The 18,657-nt window shown below is 59.1% G+C and carries 16 protein-coding genes; 9 read left to right on the forward strand and 7 right to left on the reverse strand.

The genetic code is table 11. From position 1 onward, the window contains the following. Positions 1-30: 30 nt before the first annotated feature. The gene (locus HNR03_RS05975; RefSeq protein WP_222590091.1) at positions 31-1,080 is read left to right on the forward strand and encodes an alkene reductase; all 1,050 of its coding nucleotides are present in this window, start codon (positions 31-33) and stop codon (positions 1,078-1,080) included. Between the two features lie 227 nt (positions 1,081-1,307). Continuing rightward, on the forward strand, positions 1,308-1,967 hold the full coding sequence (locus tag HNR03_RS05980) for a hypothetical protein (protein ID WP_222590090.1): 660 nt from the start codon (positions 1,308-1,310) through the stop codon (positions 1,965-1,967). A gap of 257 nt (positions 1,968-2,224) precedes the next feature. Here HNR03_RS05980 and emhR read toward each other — a convergent pair whose 3' ends face one another. Further along, a complete protein-coding gene (emhR, locus tag HNR03_RS05985; RefSeq protein ID WP_259151600.1) occupies positions 2,225-2,857 on the reverse strand; it encodes an efflux system transcriptional repressor EmhR in 633 nt (210 codons plus the stop codon). A gap of 264 nt (positions 2,858-3,121) precedes the next feature. On the opposite strand from emhR, the gene HNR03_RS05990 reads away from it, so the two are divergent. The 7 genes from HNR03_RS05990 (at position 3,122) to HNR03_RS06020 (ending at position 13,189) form a co-directional block, all read left to right on the forward strand. Further along, positions 3,122-4,279, forward strand: a complete 1,158-nt coding sequence (locus HNR03_RS05990; RefSeq protein WP_222590088.1) for an efflux RND transporter periplasmic adaptor subunit — start codon at positions 3,122-3,124, stop codon at positions 4,277-4,279. Positions 4,280-4,282: 3 nt separating this feature from the next. Continuing rightward, a complete protein-coding gene (gene emhB / locus HNR03_RS05995; protein ID WP_222590087.1) occupies positions 4,283-7,447 on the forward strand; it encodes an efflux RND transporter permease subunit EmhB in 3,165 nt (1,054 codons plus the stop codon). Next, the gene (gene emhC, locus HNR03_RS06000; protein WP_222590086.1) at positions 7,444-8,904 is read left to right on the forward strand and encodes an efflux RND transporter outer membrane subunit EmhC; all 1,461 of its coding nucleotides are present in this window, start codon (positions 7,444-7,446) and stop codon (positions 8,902-8,904) included. Before emhB ends, emhC begins: the two co-directional genes overlap by 4 nt. A 436-nt stretch (positions 8,905-9,340) precedes the next feature. Next, a complete protein-coding gene (locus HNR03_RS06005; protein ID WP_259151602.1) occupies positions 9,341-10,600 on the forward strand; it encodes an OprD family porin in 1,260 nt (419 codons plus the stop codon). 197 nt (positions 10,601-10,797) lie between these two features. Then, on the forward strand, positions 10,798-11,988 hold the full coding sequence (locus HNR03_RS06010; protein ID WP_259151603.1) for an FAD/NAD(P)-binding oxidoreductase: 1,191 nt from the start codon (positions 10,798-10,800) through the stop codon (positions 11,986-11,988). A gap of 25 nt (positions 11,989-12,013) precedes the next feature. After that, entirely contained in the window at positions 12,014-12,349 is a 336-nt protein-coding gene (locus HNR03_RS06015) for a DUF1641 domain-containing protein (RefSeq protein ID WP_259152090.1), read from the forward strand. A gap of 21 nt (positions 12,350-12,370) precedes the next feature. Further along, the gene (locus HNR03_RS06020; RefSeq protein ID WP_259151604.1) at positions 12,371-13,189 is read left to right on the forward strand and encodes a methyltransferase domain-containing protein; all 819 of its coding nucleotides are present in this window, start codon (positions 12,371-12,373) and stop codon (positions 13,187-13,189) included. Positions 13,190-13,263: 74 nt separating this feature from the next. On the opposite strand, the gene pcaC is transcribed toward HNR03_RS06020, so the two are convergent. From pcaC to pcaH, 6 genes are all read right to left on the reverse strand, one after another. Then, positions 13,264-13,656, reverse strand: a complete 393-nt coding sequence (gene pcaC / locus HNR03_RS06025; RefSeq protein ID WP_008147336.1) for a 4-carboxymuconolactone decarboxylase — start codon at positions 13,654-13,656, stop codon at positions 13,264-13,266. 10 nt (positions 13,657-13,666) lie between these two features. Continuing rightward, positions 13,667-14,458 carry a 3-oxoadipate enol-lactonase gene (pcaD, locus tag HNR03_RS06030; protein ID WP_259151605.1) on the reverse strand — a complete coding sequence of 264 codons (792 nt, stop codon included), beginning with the start codon at positions 14,456-14,458 and terminating at the stop codon, positions 13,667-13,669. An 11-nt stretch (positions 14,459-14,469) separates the two neighbouring features. Then, positions 14,470-15,834: a 3-carboxy-cis,cis-muconate cycloisomerase gene (locus HNR03_RS06035; protein ID WP_259151606.1), complete on the reverse strand. Its 1,365-nt coding sequence runs from the start codon at positions 15,832-15,834 to the stop codon at positions 14,470-14,472. A 45-nt stretch (positions 15,835-15,879) separates the two neighbouring features. Then, the gene (locus HNR03_RS06040) at positions 15,880-17,184 is read right to left on the reverse strand and encodes an MFS family transporter (protein ID WP_259151607.1); all 1,305 of its coding nucleotides are present in this window, start codon (positions 17,182-17,184) and stop codon (positions 15,880-15,882) included. A 196-nt stretch (positions 17,185-17,380) separates the two neighbouring features. Then, on the reverse strand, positions 17,381-17,947 hold the full coding sequence (pcaG, locus tag HNR03_RS06045; protein WP_259151608.1) for a protocatechuate 3,4-dioxygenase subunit alpha: 567 nt from the start codon (positions 17,945-17,947) through the stop codon (positions 17,381-17,383). Position 17,948: 1 nt separating this feature from the next. Then, complete coding sequence (gene pcaH, locus HNR03_RS06050) at positions 17,949-18,653, reverse strand: protocatechuate 3,4-dioxygenase subunit beta (RefSeq protein WP_259151609.1); 705 nt, start codon at positions 18,651-18,653, stop codon at positions 17,949-17,951. Positions 18,654-18,657 lie beyond the last annotated feature (4 nt).

The raw sequence follows: 18,657 nt of genomic DNA on the forward strand, positions 1-18,657 counted from the left end.
ATAACCATTACCTCACGAGGGTTGTACTTCATGACGACTATTTTCGATCCAATCAAACTCGGTGATATCGAGCTGGCCAACCGCATCATCATGGCGCCGCTGACCCGCTGCCGCGCCGACGAAGGCCGTGTGCCGAACGCGCTGATGGCCGAATACTACGTACAACGTGCCTCGGCCGGCCTGATCCTCAGCGAAGCCACATCGGTCACGCCGATGGGCGTCGGCTACCCGGACACCCCGGGCATCTGGTCCAATGACCAGGTGCGTGGCTGGTCCAACGTGACCAAGGCGATCCACGGCGCGGGCGGCAAGATTTTCCTGCAACTGTGGCACGTTGGCCGGGTGTCCCACGAGTCGTACCTGAACGGTGAAGCACCTGTCGCACCGAGCGCCATCCAGCCCAAAGGGCATGTCAGCCTGGTGCGTCCATTGGCCGACTACCCAACCCCGCGTGCTCTGGAAACCGCTGAAATCGCCGACATCGTCGACGCGTATCGCACCGGTGCCGAGAACGCCAAGGCCGCCGGTTTCGATGGCGTGGAAATCCACGGCGCCAACGGTTACCTGCTCGACCAGTTCCTGCAAAGCAGCACCAACAAGCGCACCGACAACTACGGCGGCTCCCTGGAAAACCGCGCTCGCCTGTTGCTGGAAGTGACCGACGCTGCCATCGAAGTCTGGGGCGCCGGCCGCGTCGGTGTGCACCTGTCACCCCGCGCCGACTCCCACGACATGGGCGACGATAACCTGGCCGAGACGTTCACCTACGTCGCTCGTGAACTGGGTAAACGCGGCATCGCGTTCATTTGCTCACGCGAGAAAGAAGGTGCCGACAGCCTCGGTCCACAACTCAAAGAAGCCTTTGGCGGCCCTTACATCGTCAACGAACGCTTCACCAAGGACAGCGCCAACGCCTGGCTGGCGAGCGGCAAGGCTGATGCGGTCGCCTTCGGCGTGCCATTCATTGCCAACCCGGACTTACCGGCGCGCTTGAAGGCCGATGCGCCGCTGAATGAAGCGCGTCCTGAGTTGTTCTATGCCAAGGGACCGGTCGGTTATATCGACTATCCAACGTTGTAAGTTCCACTCGCTGTAATCAAAAAGCCCCGACTCTCGCGAGCCGGGGCTTTTTAGTTTTACTGACTTACAGCAACTTCTTTATAAACTCAATCAACAACAACCCCTTCAATAAAACACATCAAGACACTATCCCTCGCTTTCGATATTCACCACTAACCTAGATACTCGCCCTTCGACAAGCAACAACAAACTCCTGTTCTACAACACTTCTATCGAAAGGAATCGACATGACCAATATTGAAAACATCAATAACGAAACTCCCGACGCTTACAGCGATATATTCTCCTTCTTCAGCGCTACGTCGATCGGCATTCTTTATCAGCTTTCACCGTTCCTGCTCAGCAAGGAAAATCAGGCGTTGCTGGATGATCTGGTGGGTAAGGCCAAGGTCGAACTGATTGGCTTTCTGGACCGGACCGAGTCGAGGCTCGCCCTGGAACAACAGATCGAGCAATGGCGAAACCAGAAGGCAGACCCGAAACAAACCCGGGTCATTATCAAGATCATCAACAATACTTCCCACACGTTCAATATGGCACAAACCAGTTTGCCGTTGCGCCAATCGGAGCGTGAGTCGTTCCAACTTAAACCACAAGAAGAAACAGCCTTCAAGTCGGAGTTTGCCTACACTTACGCGTACCCTTGGCCGAAAAACAAAATCATGTTCAATCAGTTTGTAGACTTCGGCGATAAGACGATCGGGGTGCGTTTTGATCTGGGCATGATTATGAACACTTCCTTCGGTGTGCTGACGCCGACACATAAACCGAGCGTAAAAAACACCGTCACCTCGATTGGCACCTCCCGGGTCAACTGTTCAACCAAAATCACCCACATGAGTGACGAGGCACCGTTTAACTTCGAGGTGGAAATCACCTTGGGCTGATGATTGCGAATACACCGTCCGGTTAACTGACTCAGCCAGGAGGTGCAGCGAGTGCTGACCTCCTGCGACTGAGCGGTAAAACGGTTCAGCCGATTCATAACCGCGTCACAAAATCAGTACAAATTACGTAGCTCGCTACCTTTCAACCTGGCGAGTGTGCGTATATAAAAGCACCCCATTGCAAAGGCGTTAGCGCTGATGGGGGTCAGGCCTGTCTTATTTGGTTGACAGGAACGGATCCAATTACGCATTTTGTTTCATTTGCGCAGGCTGTTGCTCAAGCGCAGCATGTCCAACCCTGCATCGACCCAACGTTCGGCGTCGGTGTGCAATAGAAAACTGTCCGGCGCCAACAGCCACTGATAAAGCATGCCGTCGATATAGGCGTGCAGGCTGACCGCCGCGCGGGCCGTATCGAGGTCCTCGGGCATTTGCCCGCGATTCACCGCATTACTCAAGGCCAGGGCGATTCGCACGTTGCAATCGAGGCTGACCGTTCGGCGCTGCTGACGCAGGTCGCACATTTCATCGGTGAATTCGCACTTATGATACAAAATCTCATTAATGCGTCGGGTTTTCGGGTCCAGTGCAACTTGATGAAACAAATGAATCAGAAGCTTGCGCATGCACCCAAGAGGATCGAGCTCATCTTCGCTTTCGCTGGCCCGGGCCATCTCATCCAGCGGCTCTTGCAAGGTGTCCAGCATCGCTTGCACCAGATCGGCCTTGTTACTGAAATGCCAGTAGATGGCGCCGCGGGTCACGCCGGCCAGCGTCGCGATGTCCGCCAGCGTTGTGCGCGCCACGCCCCTTTCAAAAAAGGCTTTTTCTGCCGCTTCGAGTATCTGGCTGCGGGTTTCTTGAGCTTCCTCTTTGGTACGACGGACCATGGCAGTAAAACCTCAATCAGGATGCTTCGGCAATGCCTGAATATCCGCTGAATAAAAGTGGGGCGAGCGCTCTTGGGCATCGTCCCCGCCATACAATTCCAACCTTTGAACGGCTTTTGTAACGGAGTGGGTACGCAGCCAAGGTATTTACAAACAACCATGAACGTAAGTATATTCCTTAGCAAGCTACTTATCCACCCGGTACCGATTTTTTACCTTTCACATTTCTAGTGCGTTTCTAGCGCGCCTGACCCGAGGATCTTCATGCAATTCAAGCCAGCTGTTACCGCTCTGGTCACTGCCCTCGCCCTGGCATCGCTGCTCAGCGGCTGCAAAAAGGAAGAGACGGCACAAGCCGCCCCACCCCCTCAGGTCGGCGTAGTTACCCTGCAACCTCAAGCGTTCACCCTGACGTCCGAGCTTCCAGGCCGCACCAGCGCGTTCCGCATCGCCGAAGTCCGCCCTCAGGTCAACGGCATCATTCTCAAACGTCTGTTCAAGGAAGGCGGCGACGTCAAGGCCGGCCAGCAGCTGTATCAGATCGATCCGGCCGTTTACGAAGCCACCCTGAAAAGCGCCGAAGCCAACCTGCAACAGACCAAGTCGATCTCCGATCGCTACAAGCAGTTGGTCAACGAGCAAGCCGTCAGCCGTCAGGAATACGACACAGCCGTCGCCAACCGCTTGCAGTCGGAAGCCGCGTTGCAAAACGCGCAGATCAATGTGCGCTACACCAAGGTCTACGCACCGATCTCCGGCCGCATCGGCCGCTCGAATGTGACCGAAGGCGCGCTGGTCACCAGCGGCCAGGCCGATCCGATGGCCGTGATTCAGCAACTGGACCCGATCTACGTCGACGTCACCCAGTCGTCCGTCGAGCTGCTTGAGCTGCGCCGTGAGCTGGAAAGCGGTCGTCTGCAAAAGGCCGGCGACACCGCCGCCGCCGTCAAGCTGACCCTCGAAGATGGCAGCCTGTACAAGCTGGAAGGCAAGCTCGAGTTCTCCGAAGTCTCGGTTGACCAGACCACTGGTTCGGTAACGCTGCGAGCCGTGTTCCCCAACCCTGATCACACCTTGCTGCCGGGCATGTTCGTTCACGCCCAGTTGCAGTCTGGTGTGAACAGCGCCGCGATCCTGGCCCCGCAACAAGGCGTGACGCGTGACCTCAAAGGCATGCCGACGGCACTGGTCGTCGGTGCGGACAACAAGGTCGAATTGCGTCAGCTCAAGGCCAGCCGCACCGTCGGCAACCAATGGCTGATCGAGGACGGCCTGAAAGCCGGCGATCGCCTGATCACCGAAGGGTTGCAATACGTCAAACCTGGCGTCGAAGTCAAAGCCAGTGAAGCGACTAACGTTGGCGCAAAGAACCCGGCCCCCGCACAGGCAGCTGATAAGGCTTCCAGCGGCAAAGGGGAGTAAATCATGTCGAAATTTTTTATCGACCGTCCGATTTTCGCCTGGGTAATCGCCCTGGTGATCATGCTGGTCGGGGCACTATCGATCCTCAAACTGCCGATCAACCAATACCCGAGCATTGCGCCTCCGGCGATTGCGATCTCCGTGGCCTACCCGGGCGCTTCCGCACAAACCGTGCAGGACACCGTGGTTCAGGTCATCGAACAGCAGCTCAACGGTATCGACAACCTGCGTTATGTCTCGTCGGAAAGTAACTCCGACGGCACCATGACGATCACCGCGACCTTCGAGCAAGGCACCAACTCCGACACCGCGCAGGTTCAGGTCCAGAACAAACTGAACCTGGCCACCCCGCTGCTGCCGCAAGAAGTGCAGCAGCAAGGTATCCGTGTCACCAAGGCCGTGAAGAACTTCCTGCTGGTGATCGGCGTGGTTTCGCGTGACGGCAGCATGACCAAGGACGACCTGTCCAACTACATCGTGTCCAACATGCAGGACCCGATTTCGCGGACAGCCGGCGTGGGCGACTTCCAGGTGTTCGGCTCGCAATACGCCATGCGTATCTGGCTCGACCCGGCCAAGCTGAACAACTTCAGCCTGACCCCGATTGACGTCAAGACTGCCATTGCCGCACAAAACGTGCAGATCTCGTCCGGCCAGCTCGGCGGCCTGCCGGCCATGCCCGATACACAGCTGAACGCGACGATCATCGGCAAGACCCGTCTGCAGACCGCTGAGCAATTCAACAAAATCCTGCTCAAGGTCAACAAGGACGGTTCCCAGGTTCGTTTGAAGGATGTCGCCGACGTCGGCCTGGGTGGCGAAAACTACAGCATCAACGCCCAGTTCAACGGCGCCCCGGCTTCCGGTCTCGCGGTGAAACTGGCCAACGGTGCCAACGCCCTCGACACCGCAAAAGCCCTGCGCAAGACCATCGACAGCCTCAAGCCGTTCTTCCCGCAAGGGATGGAAGTGGTGTTCCCGTACGACACCACGCCCGTGGTGACCGAGTCGATCAAGGGTGTGGTTGAAACCCTGGTCGAAGCGATCGTGCTGGTGTTCCTGGTGATGTTCCTGTTCCTGCAAAACTTCCGCGCCACGGTCATCACTACGATGACAGTGCCAGTGGTATTGCTTGGTACATTCGGGATCCTCGCGGCGTTCGGTTTCAGCATCAACACCCTGACCATGTTCGGCATGGTGTTGGCCATCGGCTTGCTGGTGGACGATGCCATCGTCGTGGTGGAAAACGTCGAACGGGTCATGAGCGAAGAAGGCCTGTCACCCAAGGAGGCCACCAAGAAATCCATGGGGCAGATCCAGGGTGCACTGGTCGGTATCGCCCTGGTGCTGTCGGCGGTACTGCTGCCGATGGCGTTCTTCAGCGGATCCACTGGCGTGATCTACAAGCAGTTCTCGATCACCATCGTTTCGGCCATGGCGTTGTCTGTGATGGTCGCGTTGATCTTCACCCCGGCACTGTGCGCCACCATGCTCAAGGCCATTCCGAAAGGTGAACACGGCGTACCGAAACGCGGCTTTTTCGGCTGGTTCAACCGCAACTTCGACCGAAGCGTACGCAGCTACGAACGTGGCGTGGGCAACATGCTTGCGAACAAGATTCCGTTCCTGCTGGCGTACCTTCTGATCCTGGTCGGCATGATCTGGCTGTTCACCCGTATTCCAACGGCGTTCCTGCCGGAAGAAGACCAGGGCGTACTGTTCGCTCAAGTGCAGACCCCGGCCGGTTCGACTTCCCAGCGCACCCAGGTGGTCGTGGACCAGATGCGTGAATTCCTGCTGCGTCCAAGCAAGGATGGCGGTGAAGGCGATGCAGTGAACTCGGTGTTTACCGTGACCGGCTTCAACTTCGCCGGCCGTGGCCAGAGCTCGGGCATGGCGTTCATCATGATGCGGCCGTGGGACGAGCGTAACGCCGACAACAACGTGTTCAAGGTTGCGGCCCGCGCCCAGCAGCACTTCTTCACCTTCCGTGACGCCATGGTGTTCGCATTCGCGCCACCGGCGGTTCTGGAACTGGGTAACGCCACCGGTTTCGACGTGTTCCTGCAAGACCGTGCCGGTATCGGTCACGAAAAACTGATGGCGGCCCGCAACCAGTTCCTCGGTATGGCAGCGCAAAGCAAAGTGCTGTCGCAAGTGCGCCCGAACGGTCTGAACGACGAGCCACAATACCAGTTGGAAATCGACGACGAGAAGGCCAGTGCACTGGGCATTACCATCGCCGACATCAATAACACCCTATCGATTGCCCTGGGCAGTAGCTATGTGAACGACTTCATCGACCGTGGTCGGGTGAAGAAGGTTTACGTACAAGGCCAGCCCGGCGCACGCATGAGTCCTGAAGACCTGAAAAAGTGGTACGTGCGCAATCGCGACGGCGCGATGGTGCCGTTCACCGCCTTCGCCAAGGGTGAATGGATCTACGGTTCGCCGAAACTGGCCCGTTACAACGGTGTAGAGGCGATGGAAATCCTCGGTGCCCCGGCGCCTGGCTACTCCACCGGTGAAGCGATGGCCGAAGTCGAAGCCATCGCCCAGAAACTGCCGGCAGGTGTCGGTATTTCCTGGACCGGTCTGTCGTACGAGGAACGCCTGTCCGGTTCGCAAGCGCCAGCGTTGTATGCGCTATCGCTGCTGATGGTATTCCTGTGTCTGGCGGCGCTGTATGAAAGCTGGTCGATTCCGATCGCGGTGATGTTGGTCGTGCCGCTGGGGATCATCGGTGCGCTGATGGCCACCAGCCTGCGAGGTCTGTCCAACGACGTGTACTTCCAGGTGGGCCTGTTGACGACTATCGGTCTGGCGGCGAAAAACGCCATTCTGATTGTCGAATTTGCCAAGGAGCTGCATGAACAGGGGCGCAGCCTGCGCGATGCGGCGATCGAAGCCTGCCGCATGCGTTTGCGACCGATCATCATGACCTCGCTCGCGTTCGTTCTTGGTGTGGTGCCCCTGGCAATCTCCACAGGCGCAGGCTCGGGTAGCCAGCATGCGATCGGTACCGGGGTAATTGGCGGTATGCTCACCGCCACGATTCTGGCGATCTTCTGGGTCCCGCTGTTCTTCGTCACCGTGTCGTCCATGGGCCAGCGCAAAATCGCCGACCAGGATGACGCTATTGAACCTACTAAAGAGGCTGGCCAATGAGCAAGTCGCTACTCTCCCTAGCCGTCGCCGCCTTCGTGCTCGGTGGCTGCTCGCTGATTCCTGACTATCAGCAGCCCGCAGCACCGGTGGCCGCGCAATACCCGCAAGGTCCGGCGTATTCGCCGGCCCAGGCGCCTGCCCAGGCTGCCGCCGAACAAGGCTGGAAGCAGTTTTTCCATGACCCGGCGCTGCAACAGCTGATCCAGGTCGCGCTGGAAAACAACCGTGACCTGCGCGTCGCGGCCCTGAACATCGATGCGTTCGCGGCTCAATACCGCATCCAGCGCGCCGATCTGTACCCGGCCGTTTCGGCCAATGGCACCGGCAGCCGTCAGCGCGTCCCGGCAAGGGCCTCGCAGACTGGCGAAGCGGGGATCAGCAGTTCCTATTCGGCCACCGTGGGTATCAGCGCGTATGAACTCGACATGTTCGGTCGGGTTCGCAGCCTCAGCGAAGAAGCGCTGCAGAAGTACTTCGCGACCGAAGAAGGTCGTCGCAGTACGCAGATCAGTCTGGTGGCGAGCGTGGCCAACGCTTACCTGGCTTGGCAAGCCGACAAGGAACTGCTGAAAGTCACCCAGGACACCCTCGCTGCGTTCGAGGAGAGCTACAAGCTCACCGCGCGCAGCAACGAGGTCGGCGTGGCTTCGGCGCTGGACCTGGCCCAGTCGCGCACCTCGGTGGAAACCGCCCGGGTTCAACTGGCGAAGTACACCCGCCAGGTTGCCCAGGATGAAAACAGCCTGGTGCTGCTGCTCGGCACCGGCCTTCCGGCCAACCTGCAAGCCGCCAAACCGCTGTCTGAAGATTTGCTGAGTGACGTGCCCGCCGGTCTGCCATCGGACTTGCTGCAACGTCGTCCGGACATCCTCCAGGCCGAATACAACCTGAAAGCTGCCAACGCCAACATCGGTGCGGCACGGGCTGCGTTCTTCCCGAGCATCAGCCTGACGGCCAACGCCGGCACCCTGAGCCCGGACTTGTCCGGTCTGTTCAAGGGCGGTTCGGGCACCTGGCTGTTTTCGCCGCAGATCAACCTGCCGATCTTCAACGCCGGCAGCCTGAGCGCCAGCCTGGATTACTCGAAAATCCAGAAAGACATCGGCGTGGCGAACTACGAGAAATCCATCCAGACGGCCTTCCAGGAAGTCGCCGACGGCCTGGCTGCCCGCCTGACCTACACCGACCAGTTGCAGGCGCAGCGTGACAACGTCACCGCCAACCAGGAGTACTACCGCCTGGCCGAGCGTCGTTACCGCATTGGTGTCGACAGCAACCTGACCTTCCTCGACGCCCAGCGTCAGCTGTTCAACGCGCAACAAGTGCTGATCACTGATCGTCTGGCGCAGTTGGTCAGCGCGGTCAATCTGTACAAGGCCTTGGGCGGTGGCTGGAATGAGCAGACGGCGAAAGTCGAACCGCTGAAAGAAGACGCGCCGAAGATGAAGTTGTTCTGATCGCGCTGTAAACAAGAAGCCCACCTTTTGGTGGGCTTTTTGTTGTCTGCGGGAAAGCCGTGTTGTCAGCGCTGGCCTCATCGCGAGCAAGCTCGCTCCCACAGGGGATTTGTGTTCGCTACAAATTGCATGTACCCGAAATGACCAGTGTGGGAGCGAGCCTGCTCGCGATGAAGCCCGCACAAACACCACAAAATCCAAACCAATTTACGTTCGATAATCGCCCAAAACCCGCTTTTGCCAATTGAACCATCTGGTTCATTCCCCTCACCATCTGCCCCCACAAGACCAATAACATCAGGTTCGACACCATGCCCCCGCGCCCCGCCCTGTCCGGCTGATCCGTTCCGATTCTCACAACTTCGAATCCTTTGTCTGCAACCCCACCGTTGCGGCAGCGCCCTGTTTCATCCCTAACAATTAGAGAGACCGCCCCATGACGCCTTCCACCGCGCAGTATTATTTTCCCGGCATGATCGCCATCGCCCTGGCCAGCGCTGCCCTGCCTGTCATGGCCGAGGAATCGGGGTTTGTCGACGGCGCCAAGGTCAACCTGAACCTGCGCAACTTCTACATCAACCGCAATTTCACCAACCCGACCAAGGCTCAAGGCAAGGCGGAAGAGTGGACACAAAGTTTCATTCTCGACGCCAAGTCAGGGTTCACCCAAGGCACCGTAGGGTTCGGTATGGACGTGCTGGGCCTGTACTCGGTGAAACTCGACGGCGGTAAAGGCACCGGTGGAACGCAGTTGCTGCCGCTGGACCACGATGGGCGCCCGGCCGACAACTTCGGCCGCACCAACGTGGCGTTCAAGGCCAAGCTGTCGCAGACCGAAGTGAAAGTCGGTGAATGGATGCCGGTACTACCGATTCTGCGCTCGGACGACGGCCGTTCGCTGCCGCAAACCTTCCGTGGCGGCCAGATCACCTCGAAGGAAATCACCGGCCTGACGCTCTACGGCGGCCAATTCCGCGCCAACAGTCCGCGCGACGACAGCAGCATGAACGACATGTCGATGACCGGAAAACCCGCCTTCACCTCCGACCGCTTCAACTTCCAGGGCGGCGAATACGTGTTTAATGACAAGCGCACGCAGATAGGTCTGTGGAATGCCGAACTCAAGGACATCTACAGCCAGCAGTTCGTGAACCTGATTCACAGCCAGCCACTGGGCGACTGGACCCTGGGCGCCAACCTCGGTTTCTTCTACGGCAAGGACGACGGCAGCGCCCGGGCCGGCGACCTCGACAACAAAACCTTTTATGGCCTGTTCTCGGCCAAGTACGGCGGCAACACCTTTTATGTCGGTCTGCAAAAACTCACCGGCGACAGCGCCTGGATGCGCGTCAACGGCACCAGCGGCGGCACGCTGGCCAACGACAGCTACAACTCCAGTTATGACAACGCCCGGGAAAAATCCTGGCAGGTGCGTCATGACTACAACTTCGTCGCCCTCGGTGTTCCCGGCCTGACCCTGATGAACCGCTACATCAGCGGCGACAACGTGCACACCGGCAACATCACCGATGGCAAGGAATGGGGCCGTGAAAGCGAATTGGGCTACACCGTACAAAGCGGCGCGCTCAAGGACCTGAACGTCAAATGGCGCAACTCGACCATGCGCCGCGACTACAGCAATAACGAGTTCGACGAGAATCGGTTGATCGTCAGCTATCCGATCAGCCTCTTGTAACGAGATTCAGGCAGCGACCGCAGACGAAAAACGGTCGCCTGCCTCTCACCGTTTGTCGGTAGGCGCTGGTGATTTGCACGCTGACAGATACAGTCAACTTGCGTGTTTAATTCTCCAGCCCTGATGTAGGAGCCCCTGTTTCCTTCCGTTATCTCCGGATGCTGTACGCGAAGCTGCCATGACCTCGGAGGTCAGGTATGAGCAAGCGAATAGTTATCGTCGGTGGCGGCGTCGGTGGAACCATGTTGGCCAATCAGCTGGCCAGCAAGCTGTATCCAGAAATCCTGCGCGGCGAAGTCTCGATTGCACTGCTGTCCAATTCTCCCGATCACTTCTATAAACCTGCCTTCATGTATGTGGCGTTCAACCTGTTTTTTCAGGAAGAACTCAAGCGCCCGGAACGTTCACTGCTGCGTCCGGAAATCGACTTTCACGTTGAAGAAGTCATTCGTTTCGATTTCTACCGCCAACATCTGTACACCCGCAGCGGCAAGCAGTACGGCTATGATTTTTTAGTCATTGCCACCGGCTGCATACCGGCGCCAGAGCGCATCGAAGGACTGAAGCAAGCGGGTGACCATTTCTATCAGTACGAGCCTGCCCGGCAACTGGCGCAACGCCTGAGCACGATCGAGAAAGGCCGCATCTTTATCACGGTGTCGTTCCCGCAAACGCCGAATGTCCCGCATCAATGCGGAATCGCCCCCGTGGAAACCACCTTGATGCTGGATGACTACTTGCGACGCAGGGGCGTGCGCGATCATGTAGAGATCATCTACACCTACCCGACAACCGCGCAATTAATGCGCAACTGTCTGTTCCTGCAACGGCCCACCGGGGAAATTCTGCCGGGGCTCTTCGAGCAGAAAAACATTCGCTTCCAGCGCGGCTTCACCCTGAAGCGAGTCGATCCTGACAAGAAAATTGCTTACTCCGAAGAAGGTGAGGAACAACCGTTCGACATTCTCATGGCGACCCCACCGATCCGGGCGGTAGACGCCGTGTTGGAGTGTGGCGCATCACACGCCGCCAACAACGAAGGCTGGTTGCCTACCAACCATGAAACGTTGCAGGTTTACGGCCTGGAAAACGTCTATGTCATCGGTGACACCGTCGACCTGCCCGTCAGCAAAGCCGGCGGCGCCTGCCATAACCAGGCACCCGTGATCGCCAACAACATCGCAGGCGAAATTCGTCTGGGCACCACCATCGCCGTGTATGACGGACGCGTCCAGGCCGTGGCGCAAATGGGCCTGAATGCAGGAATGCCGCTTTGGTATGACTACTGCCACGATGTTCTGCCGACACCGCCCACCAAACTCGGCGGTTTGCTCAGAAACGGCTTCAATCGCGGTCTGTACTGGGCGGTCGCCCGTGGAATGCTTTGACCCTGCACAGGGAGGAGTGAATGCGATGGACGTAGCCAATGAGTCCGCACTGATGGCGAAACTCAAACCACTGATTGACGGTGGTCGGATAGACAACCTGATAGACCTGCTGTCACTGGTCAGCGACATCGTCGATTTGCTGGACGCCCCGATGGTGGAAAAGCTGGCTCAGCTTTTCGAGAACGCCACAGCAGCCACCTGGACGGTCAGCAACGCCGTGCGTGTGGCAAAAGCCGACAGTGCAGAAAACGAGCAGCCCCCCGGCTTTTATCAACTGCTGAAACTGTTGCGCGAGCCCGATACGCGAAGAGGTGTGGGGTTTTTACTTAAAACCCTCAACGTCATTGGAAGACAACTTTGAATCGCCAGAGAGGACAACCTCATGAGCACCGACCTGAAGGCAACAAGCAATGCCAAACCCGACTGGGACGCCAAGGCCTATCAACAATTCTCAAGGCTTCGACAACGACCGGTGAACGAGTTGCTCGAGCGTGTCGACCTGGAATTCCCCAAACGCATATACGACCTGGGTTGCGGCACTGGCATCGCCACCCAAGTCCTGGCCAAGCGCTGGCCCCGAGCGCACCTGATGGGTATCGACAGTTCGAAGCAAATGCTCGTGGAGGCAGGCTGCCTGCCGATCAAGGCGCAATGGAAGCAGTGCGATCTACAAACCTGGCAACCGGAGCAACCCGCCGATCTGCTCTTTGCCGCCGCTGTACTGCATTTCATCGACGATCACGAACACTTGCTGCCGCGGCTGCTGGGTTATCTCAATCCGGGTGGCTGTCTGGCGGCGCACATGCCCGACTGGCGGGATGCGGTGTGGTATCAGCTGATGCTCGATACCCTTGATGATGGCGGCCCCGACGGCAAAACGCTGGGCACCCCTCAACTGCGCAAAAACTTGGCTGCGCGCCCATTGCTCTCGCTGGAAAATTACTATCGGTTGCTCTCGCCCATCACCCGCACGCTGGATATCTGGGAGACCGAACAGCTGCAGGTCGTCGATGGCAAGTCGCCGATCTACGACTGGATCAAGGTGTCGGCTTTGCGCTCGGTGATGCAAGCGTTGGAGGGGAACGAACAGGCTCGCTTCATCTATCACTTCATGATGCGGGTGCATGCGCGCTACCCGCATGAGCCCGATGGGCGAACGCTGTTTCCGTTCAAGCGGATTTTCATTGTCGCCACGGTTTGACTCTTAGCATTGATGCAAGCTGACGGGCCGCCTTCCGACGAAGGCGGCAGATCAAGCAACATAAATCCGAAGGATCACTCCCGCGATTCGACTCCCAACTCATCCCACACCGACTCCGCGAGGTGGAACGTGGCGTTGGCAGCCGGAATCCCGCAGTAGATCGCGCTCTGCATGATCACTTCCTTGATCTCGCCGCGAGTCACGCCGTTGTTGGCGGCGGCGCGCAGGTGCAGCTTGAGTTCTTCGTTGCGGTTCATGCCGATCAACATGGCGATGGTGATCAGGCTGCGGGTGTGGCGCGGCAGGCCCGGACGGGTCCAGATGTCGCCCCAGGCATGGCGGGTGATCATCTCCTGGAACTCCGAGTTGAACTCGGTCAGGGCGTTCAGGCTGCGGTCGACGTGGGCATCGCCCAACACCGCGCGGCGAACTTTCAGGCCTTCGTCGTAACGTTGTTTCTCGTCCAAAAGAAAATCCTCAGTGGCCTGCCAGAAATGCCAACACCCGCGCGCTGAAAGCGTCACCGGCCTGGACGTTGGACAAGTGAGCAGCGTAGAACTCGGCGTACTCGGCGCCCTGCACATGCTCCTGAATGAAGTGCCCACCGGACGGCGGCGTAACCGCATCTTCGGTGCCGGCGATGACCAGCAGCGGCACCTTGATCGAAGACAGCTGCTCGCGGAAATCCGCGTCGCGCACAGCGGCGCAATTGGCCGCGTAGCCTTCAGGAGAAGTGGCCGCGAGCATGTCGGTGATCTGCTTTGCCACCGCTGGATTGGCTTGGGCAAAATCGGCGGTGAACCAGCGCGCAATCGAAGCATCGCGCAAAGCGACCATCGCGGCCGGACCGTCACGCAACACGGTTTCGATTCGTGGATTCCACACCGACGGATCGCCGATTTTCGCGGCGGTGTTGCACACCACCAGTTTATGCAGGCGCTCGCCGGCATTGATCCCCAGCCACTGGCCGATCAAACCGCCCATCGACAACCCGCAGAAATGTGCGCGTTCAATGTTCAGCGCATCCAGCAGCGCCAGCACGTCATGCCCCAGTTGCTCGATGCTGTACGGCCCCGGCGTCACCAGCGATTTGCCGTGCCCCCGGGTGTCGAAACGCAGCACGCGAAAATGCTCGGCGAACGCCGCGATCTGCGCGTCCCACATGTGCAGGTCGGTGCCCAGGGAGTTGGACAGCACCAGTACGGGCGCGTCGACCGGCCCTTGAATTTGGTAGTGCAGTTCGCCATCGGCGAGTTTCACGAAAGCCACAGCAGTCTCCTTCAGGCAGTCAATGCAGAATGTTCAGCCACCGCTCGCTCGACCCAGGTATGGGCCTGGCCGAGGTAGTTGGCGGGGTCCATCAGACGATCCAGTTCAGCGGCGGAAAGCTGCGCGGTCACATGCGGTTCCTCGCCCAGTACCGCACGCAGATGACGTTGTTGCGCCACGGCGCGTTTGCAGCACTGTTCCAGCAAATGATGTGCAGTATCGCGGCCGACCCGCTGGGCCAGGACGATGCTCACCGCTTCGGCGAGCACCAGGCCTTGGGTCAGGTCGAGGTTGCGAGCCATGCGCTCGGCGTCCACTTCCAGAGCATCGGCCACCAGCAACGCCTGTTTCAGGCTGCCCGACACCAGGCAGCAAATCTCCGGCAGTGTTTCCCACTCGGCATGCCACAAGCCCAGGCTGCGCTCGTGTTCCTGAGGCATCGCACTGAACAGGGTCGAGAGCAAACCGGGTACGCGAGTGGCCGCGCCGATCAGCACCGCCGCGCCCACCGGGTTACGTTTGTGCGGCATGGTCGAGGAACCGCCCTTGCCCGGTGCCGAAGGTTCGAACACCTCCCCCGCTTCGGTCTGCATCAACAGGCTGATGTCACGGCCGAGCTTGCCGAGGCTGCCGGCGATCAAACCCAGCACCGAGCCGAACTCCACCAGCCGATCACGCTGGGTGTGCCAGGGTTGCTCCGGCAACGTCAGTTGCAGTTCACCGGCCAAGGCTTCGGCAATCGGCATTGCCTGGTCGCCGAGGGCCGCAAGGGTCCCGGAAGCGCCGCCGAATTGCAGCACCAACAGGCGCGGTTTGAGTTCTTGCAGCCGTTGTCGGCTGCGGCTTACAGCGCCCAGCCATCCGGCGATTTTCATGCCCAGGGTGACGGGTGTCGCATGTTGCAACCACGTGCGGCCAGCAAGCGGCGTGGCGACGTAGCGCAATGCTTGGGTCGCCAACGTTTCGCCCAGCTGCGCCAGATCTCGTTCGATCAACACCAGTGCCTGGCGCAGTTGCAGCACCAGACCGGTGTCCATCACGTCCTGACTGGTGGCGCCCAAATGCACGTAACGCTCGGCCTCGGCATCGCTGGCGGCAATGTGCTTGCCCAATGCCTTGACCAGCGGAATCGCCGAATTACCGGCCGTGGCAATCGCCTCGCCCAGTGCGGCAAAATCATAAAACCCGGCCTGACAGGCCGCTTCAATAGGCGCGACAGCGGTGTGCGGAATCAAGCCGACGCGTGCTTGCGCTCGCGCCAATGCCGCTTCGACATCGAGCATGGCCTGAACCCGGCCCTGATCGCAGAACACTTCACGCATGTCGCGGGCAGTGAAATAGGCATCGAACAATTGATTGCCCGGTCGCTGGTTCATAAACAATCCCTGAAGGCGTGGGCCGATGTGGCCCACGCGGATAGATCAAAGGTCGTGGTGCAGGTATTTCGCCTGTTTCGGCAAGCGCAGGCTGAACAGGAACGCCACCGCCATCATCACCGTGACGTACCAGTAGAAGGAGTTCTCCATACCGCCGGCCTTGAGGCTCAGGGCCACGTATTCCGCCGAACCGCCGAAGATCGCATTGGCCACCGCGTACGCCAGGCCGACACCCAGTGCACGCACTTCGGGCGGGAACATCTCGGCTTTTACCAGGCCACTGATGGAGGTGTAGAAACTGACGATCGCCAGCGCCACGGTAATCAGTACAAAGGCCAGGAACGGGCTGCTGACACTTTTCAGGCTGAGCAGGATCGGCACGGTGAACAGCGTCCCGAGGGCGCCGAACCAGAGCATGGAATTACGACGGCCGATCTTGTCCGCGAGCATGCCGAACAGCGGCTGCATGCACATATAAAGGAAGAGCGCGCCGGTCATGATGTAGCTGGCGGTCTTGGCCTGCATGCCGGCGGTGTTCACCAGGTACTTCTGCATGTAAGTCGTGAAGGTGTAGAAAATCAGCGAGCCGCCGGCGGTGTAACCGAGCACGGTGATGAAGGCTGCCTTGTGATCGCGAAACAAAGCGGCGATGCTGCCGGCGTCCTTGTTTTCACGCATTTCCTTACTCGTGGTTTCCTTGAGCGAACGACGCAGGAACAGCGAAATCAGCGCCGCCGCCGCACCGACCACAAACGGGATCCGCCAGCCGTAGGCACGCAAGTCATCTTCGGTGAGGAACTGTTGCAGGATCACCACCAGCGACACCGCCAACAGTTGGCCGCCAATCAGCGTCACGTACTGGAACGAGGCGAAGAACCCACGCTGGCCCTTGAGGGCGATTTCACTCATGTAAGTCGCGGTGGTGCCGTACTCGCCGCCTACCGACAGGCCCTGGATCAGACGCGCGAACAACAGCATGACCGGTGCCCAGACACCGATGTCCTTGTAGGTCGGCAGGCAGGCGATGAGCAACGAACCGAAGCACATCATCAGAATCGAGATCAGCATCGAATTCTTGCGCCCGTGCTTATCCGCCACCCGGCCGAAAATCCAGCCGCCGATGGGCCGCATCAGGAACCCGGCGGCGAACACGCCCGCCGTGTTGACCAGTTGCACCGTCGGGTTATCAGACGGAAAAAAGGCCGGGGCGAAATAGATCGCGCAAAAGGCATAGACGTAGAAGTCGAACCATTCCACGAGGTTGCCGGACGAGGCACCGACAATGGCGAAGATCCGCTTGCTGCGCTCTTCGCCGGTGTAATGAACGGGGGCAGTCGTAGGTGTTGTCATTATTTTTTTACTCAATGGGGACAGTGAGAGTCTAGACATACTTCGCAACAGTCCCGTTCCGCAGATAGATCAGCAACACATTCCGATCGTTCCCACGCTCTGCGTGGGAATGCCGCCATGGACGCTCCGCGTCCACTGTGACGCAGAGCGTCACGGGATGCATTCCCACGCAGAGCGTGGGAACGATCAGGTGGAGTCAATAATCGAAGAACACCGTCTCGGCGTCGGTGCCCCGCAGGATTACGTTCCACTGGTAAACACCGCTCGCATCCTGCTTCGCCAGCAACGTACCGCGGCGTTCAGCCGGCACACATTCGAGCAGCGGATCGGCCACATTGGCCGGCTCGCCGTCAAAATAAATCCGCGTCAGCAGGTGCTTGACCAACCCGCGAGCAAACACCAGCACCACCAGATGCGGAGCCTGAGTCGAGCCTTTCAGACCCTCCACGGTTCCAGGCTTGATCGTGGTGAAACGGAAGCGCCCTTCGGCATCCACCGGCACCCGGCCAAATCCTTCGAAGTTCGGGTCCAGGGGTTTGTCCTGATCGTCTTCCGGGTGGTCGTACTTGCCGGCAGCATTGGCCTGCCAGATTTCCAGCATCGCGTCGTTGACGATATCGCCATTGCCATCGATGACTTGCCCGGTGATCGCCACGCGCTCGCCCAGGGTGTTTTCGACGGTAAGGTTTTCGCGGTTCAGCCAGGTCAGGCCGATGTGGTAGTAAGGTCCGACGGTATGGGACGTGGTCGCAGTCAGCGTCATCTTATTTCTCCATCGGCGTGGCATCGCGGCCGCGCAAGACGATGTCCCAGCGATAACCGAGGGCATAGGAAGGGATGGTTTTTTCCAGGTCGAAACTGGCGATCAAGCGTTCTTTGGCGCTGGTATCGGGCACGCAGTTATAGATCGGGTCGTAAGCCAGCAGCGGATCGCCCGGGAAATACATTTGCGTGACCAGACGCGTCAGGATGCTCGGTCCGAACAGCGAGAAATGGATGTGCGCCGGACGCCATGCATTGTGGTGGTTACCCCACGGATAGGCGCCGGGCTTGATGGTCTGGAATTGATACCAGCCATCGGCGTCGGTCACGGTGCGGCCGGTCCCGGTGAAGTTCGGGTCCAGCGGCGCATCGTGCAGGTCGCGGTCATGGTTGTAGCGACCGGCGGCATTGGCCTGCCAGATCTCCACCAGAATCCCCGGCACGGGAAGACCGTTTTCATCCAGCACACGGCCATGAATGATGATGCGCTCGCCCAAAGGCTCGCCCTTGTGCTGGGCGGTCAGATCGTTGTCCAGCTCGTTGACGCGCTCTGCACCGATTGTCGGGCCGGTGATTTCCGACAACGAATGGGGCAAAAACACCAACGGCTTGGACGGCGAGCGACGGTTGGTGGATTGATAGGCCGGGTGCAGGTAGTCCGGCTGGGTGCCTTCCTGCGGACGGCGGTAACCAGGCTTGTCAGTCATTTCA

This window comes from Pseudomonas sp. JAI111, from assembly GCF_024809425.1.
GTDB lineage: Bacteria > Pseudomonadota > Gammaproteobacteria > Pseudomonadales > Pseudomonadaceae > Aquipseudomonas.

What these genes read in the sequence shown, in the direction of transcription:
- emhC (WP_222590086.1), top strand. Translation starts at nt 7,444, where the DNA reads ATGAGCAAGTCGCTACTCTCCCTAGCCGTCGCCGCCTTCGTGCTCGGT.
- HNR03_RS06035 (WP_259151606.1), bottom strand. Translation starts at nt 15,834, where the DNA reads ATGAACCAGCGACCGGGCAATCAATTGTTCGATGCCTATTTCACTGCC.
- pcaG (WP_259151608.1), bottom strand. Translation starts at nt 17,947, where the DNA reads ATGACGCTGACTGCGACCACGTCCCATACCGTCGGACCTTACTACCAC.
- HNR03_RS05990 (WP_222590088.1), top strand. Translation starts at nt 3,122, where the DNA reads ATGCAATTCAAGCCAGCTGTTACCGCTCTGGTCACTGCCCTCGCCCTG.
- HNR03_RS06040 (WP_259151607.1), bottom strand. Translation starts at nt 17,184, where the DNA reads ATGACAACACCTACGACTGCCCCCGTTCATTACACCGGCGAAGAGCGC.
- HNR03_RS06015 (WP_259152090.1), top strand. Translation starts at nt 12,014, where the DNA reads ATGGACGTAGCCAATGAGTCCGCACTGATGGCGAAACTCAAACCACTG.
- HNR03_RS06010 (WP_259151603.1), top strand. Translation starts at nt 10,798, where the DNA reads ATGAGCAAGCGAATAGTTATCGTCGGTGGCGGCGTCGGTGGAACCATG.
- emhB (WP_222590087.1), top strand. Translation starts at nt 4,283, where the DNA reads ATGTCGAAATTTTTTATCGACCGTCCGATTTTCGCCTGGGTAATCGCC.
- HNR03_RS05975 (WP_222590091.1), top strand. Translation starts at nt 31, where the DNA reads ATGACGACTATTTTCGATCCAATCAAACTCGGTGATATCGAGCTGGCC.
- HNR03_RS06005 (WP_259151602.1), top strand. Translation starts at nt 9,341, where the DNA reads ATGACGCCTTCCACCGCGCAGTATTATTTTCCCGGCATGATCGCCATC.
- pcaH (WP_259151609.1), bottom strand. Translation starts at nt 18,653, where the DNA reads ATGACTGACAAGCCTGGTTACCGCCGTCCGCAGGAAGGCACCCAGCCG.
- emhR (WP_259151600.1), bottom strand. Translation starts at nt 2,857, where the DNA reads ATGGTCCGTCGTACCAAAGAGGAAGCTCAAGAAACCCGCAGCCAGATA.
- HNR03_RS05980 (WP_222590090.1), top strand. Translation starts at nt 1,308, where the DNA reads ATGACCAATATTGAAAACATCAATAACGAAACTCCCGACGCTTACAGC.
- HNR03_RS06020 (WP_259151604.1), top strand. Translation starts at nt 12,371, where the DNA reads ATGAGCACCGACCTGAAGGCAACAAGCAATGCCAAACCCGACTGGGAC.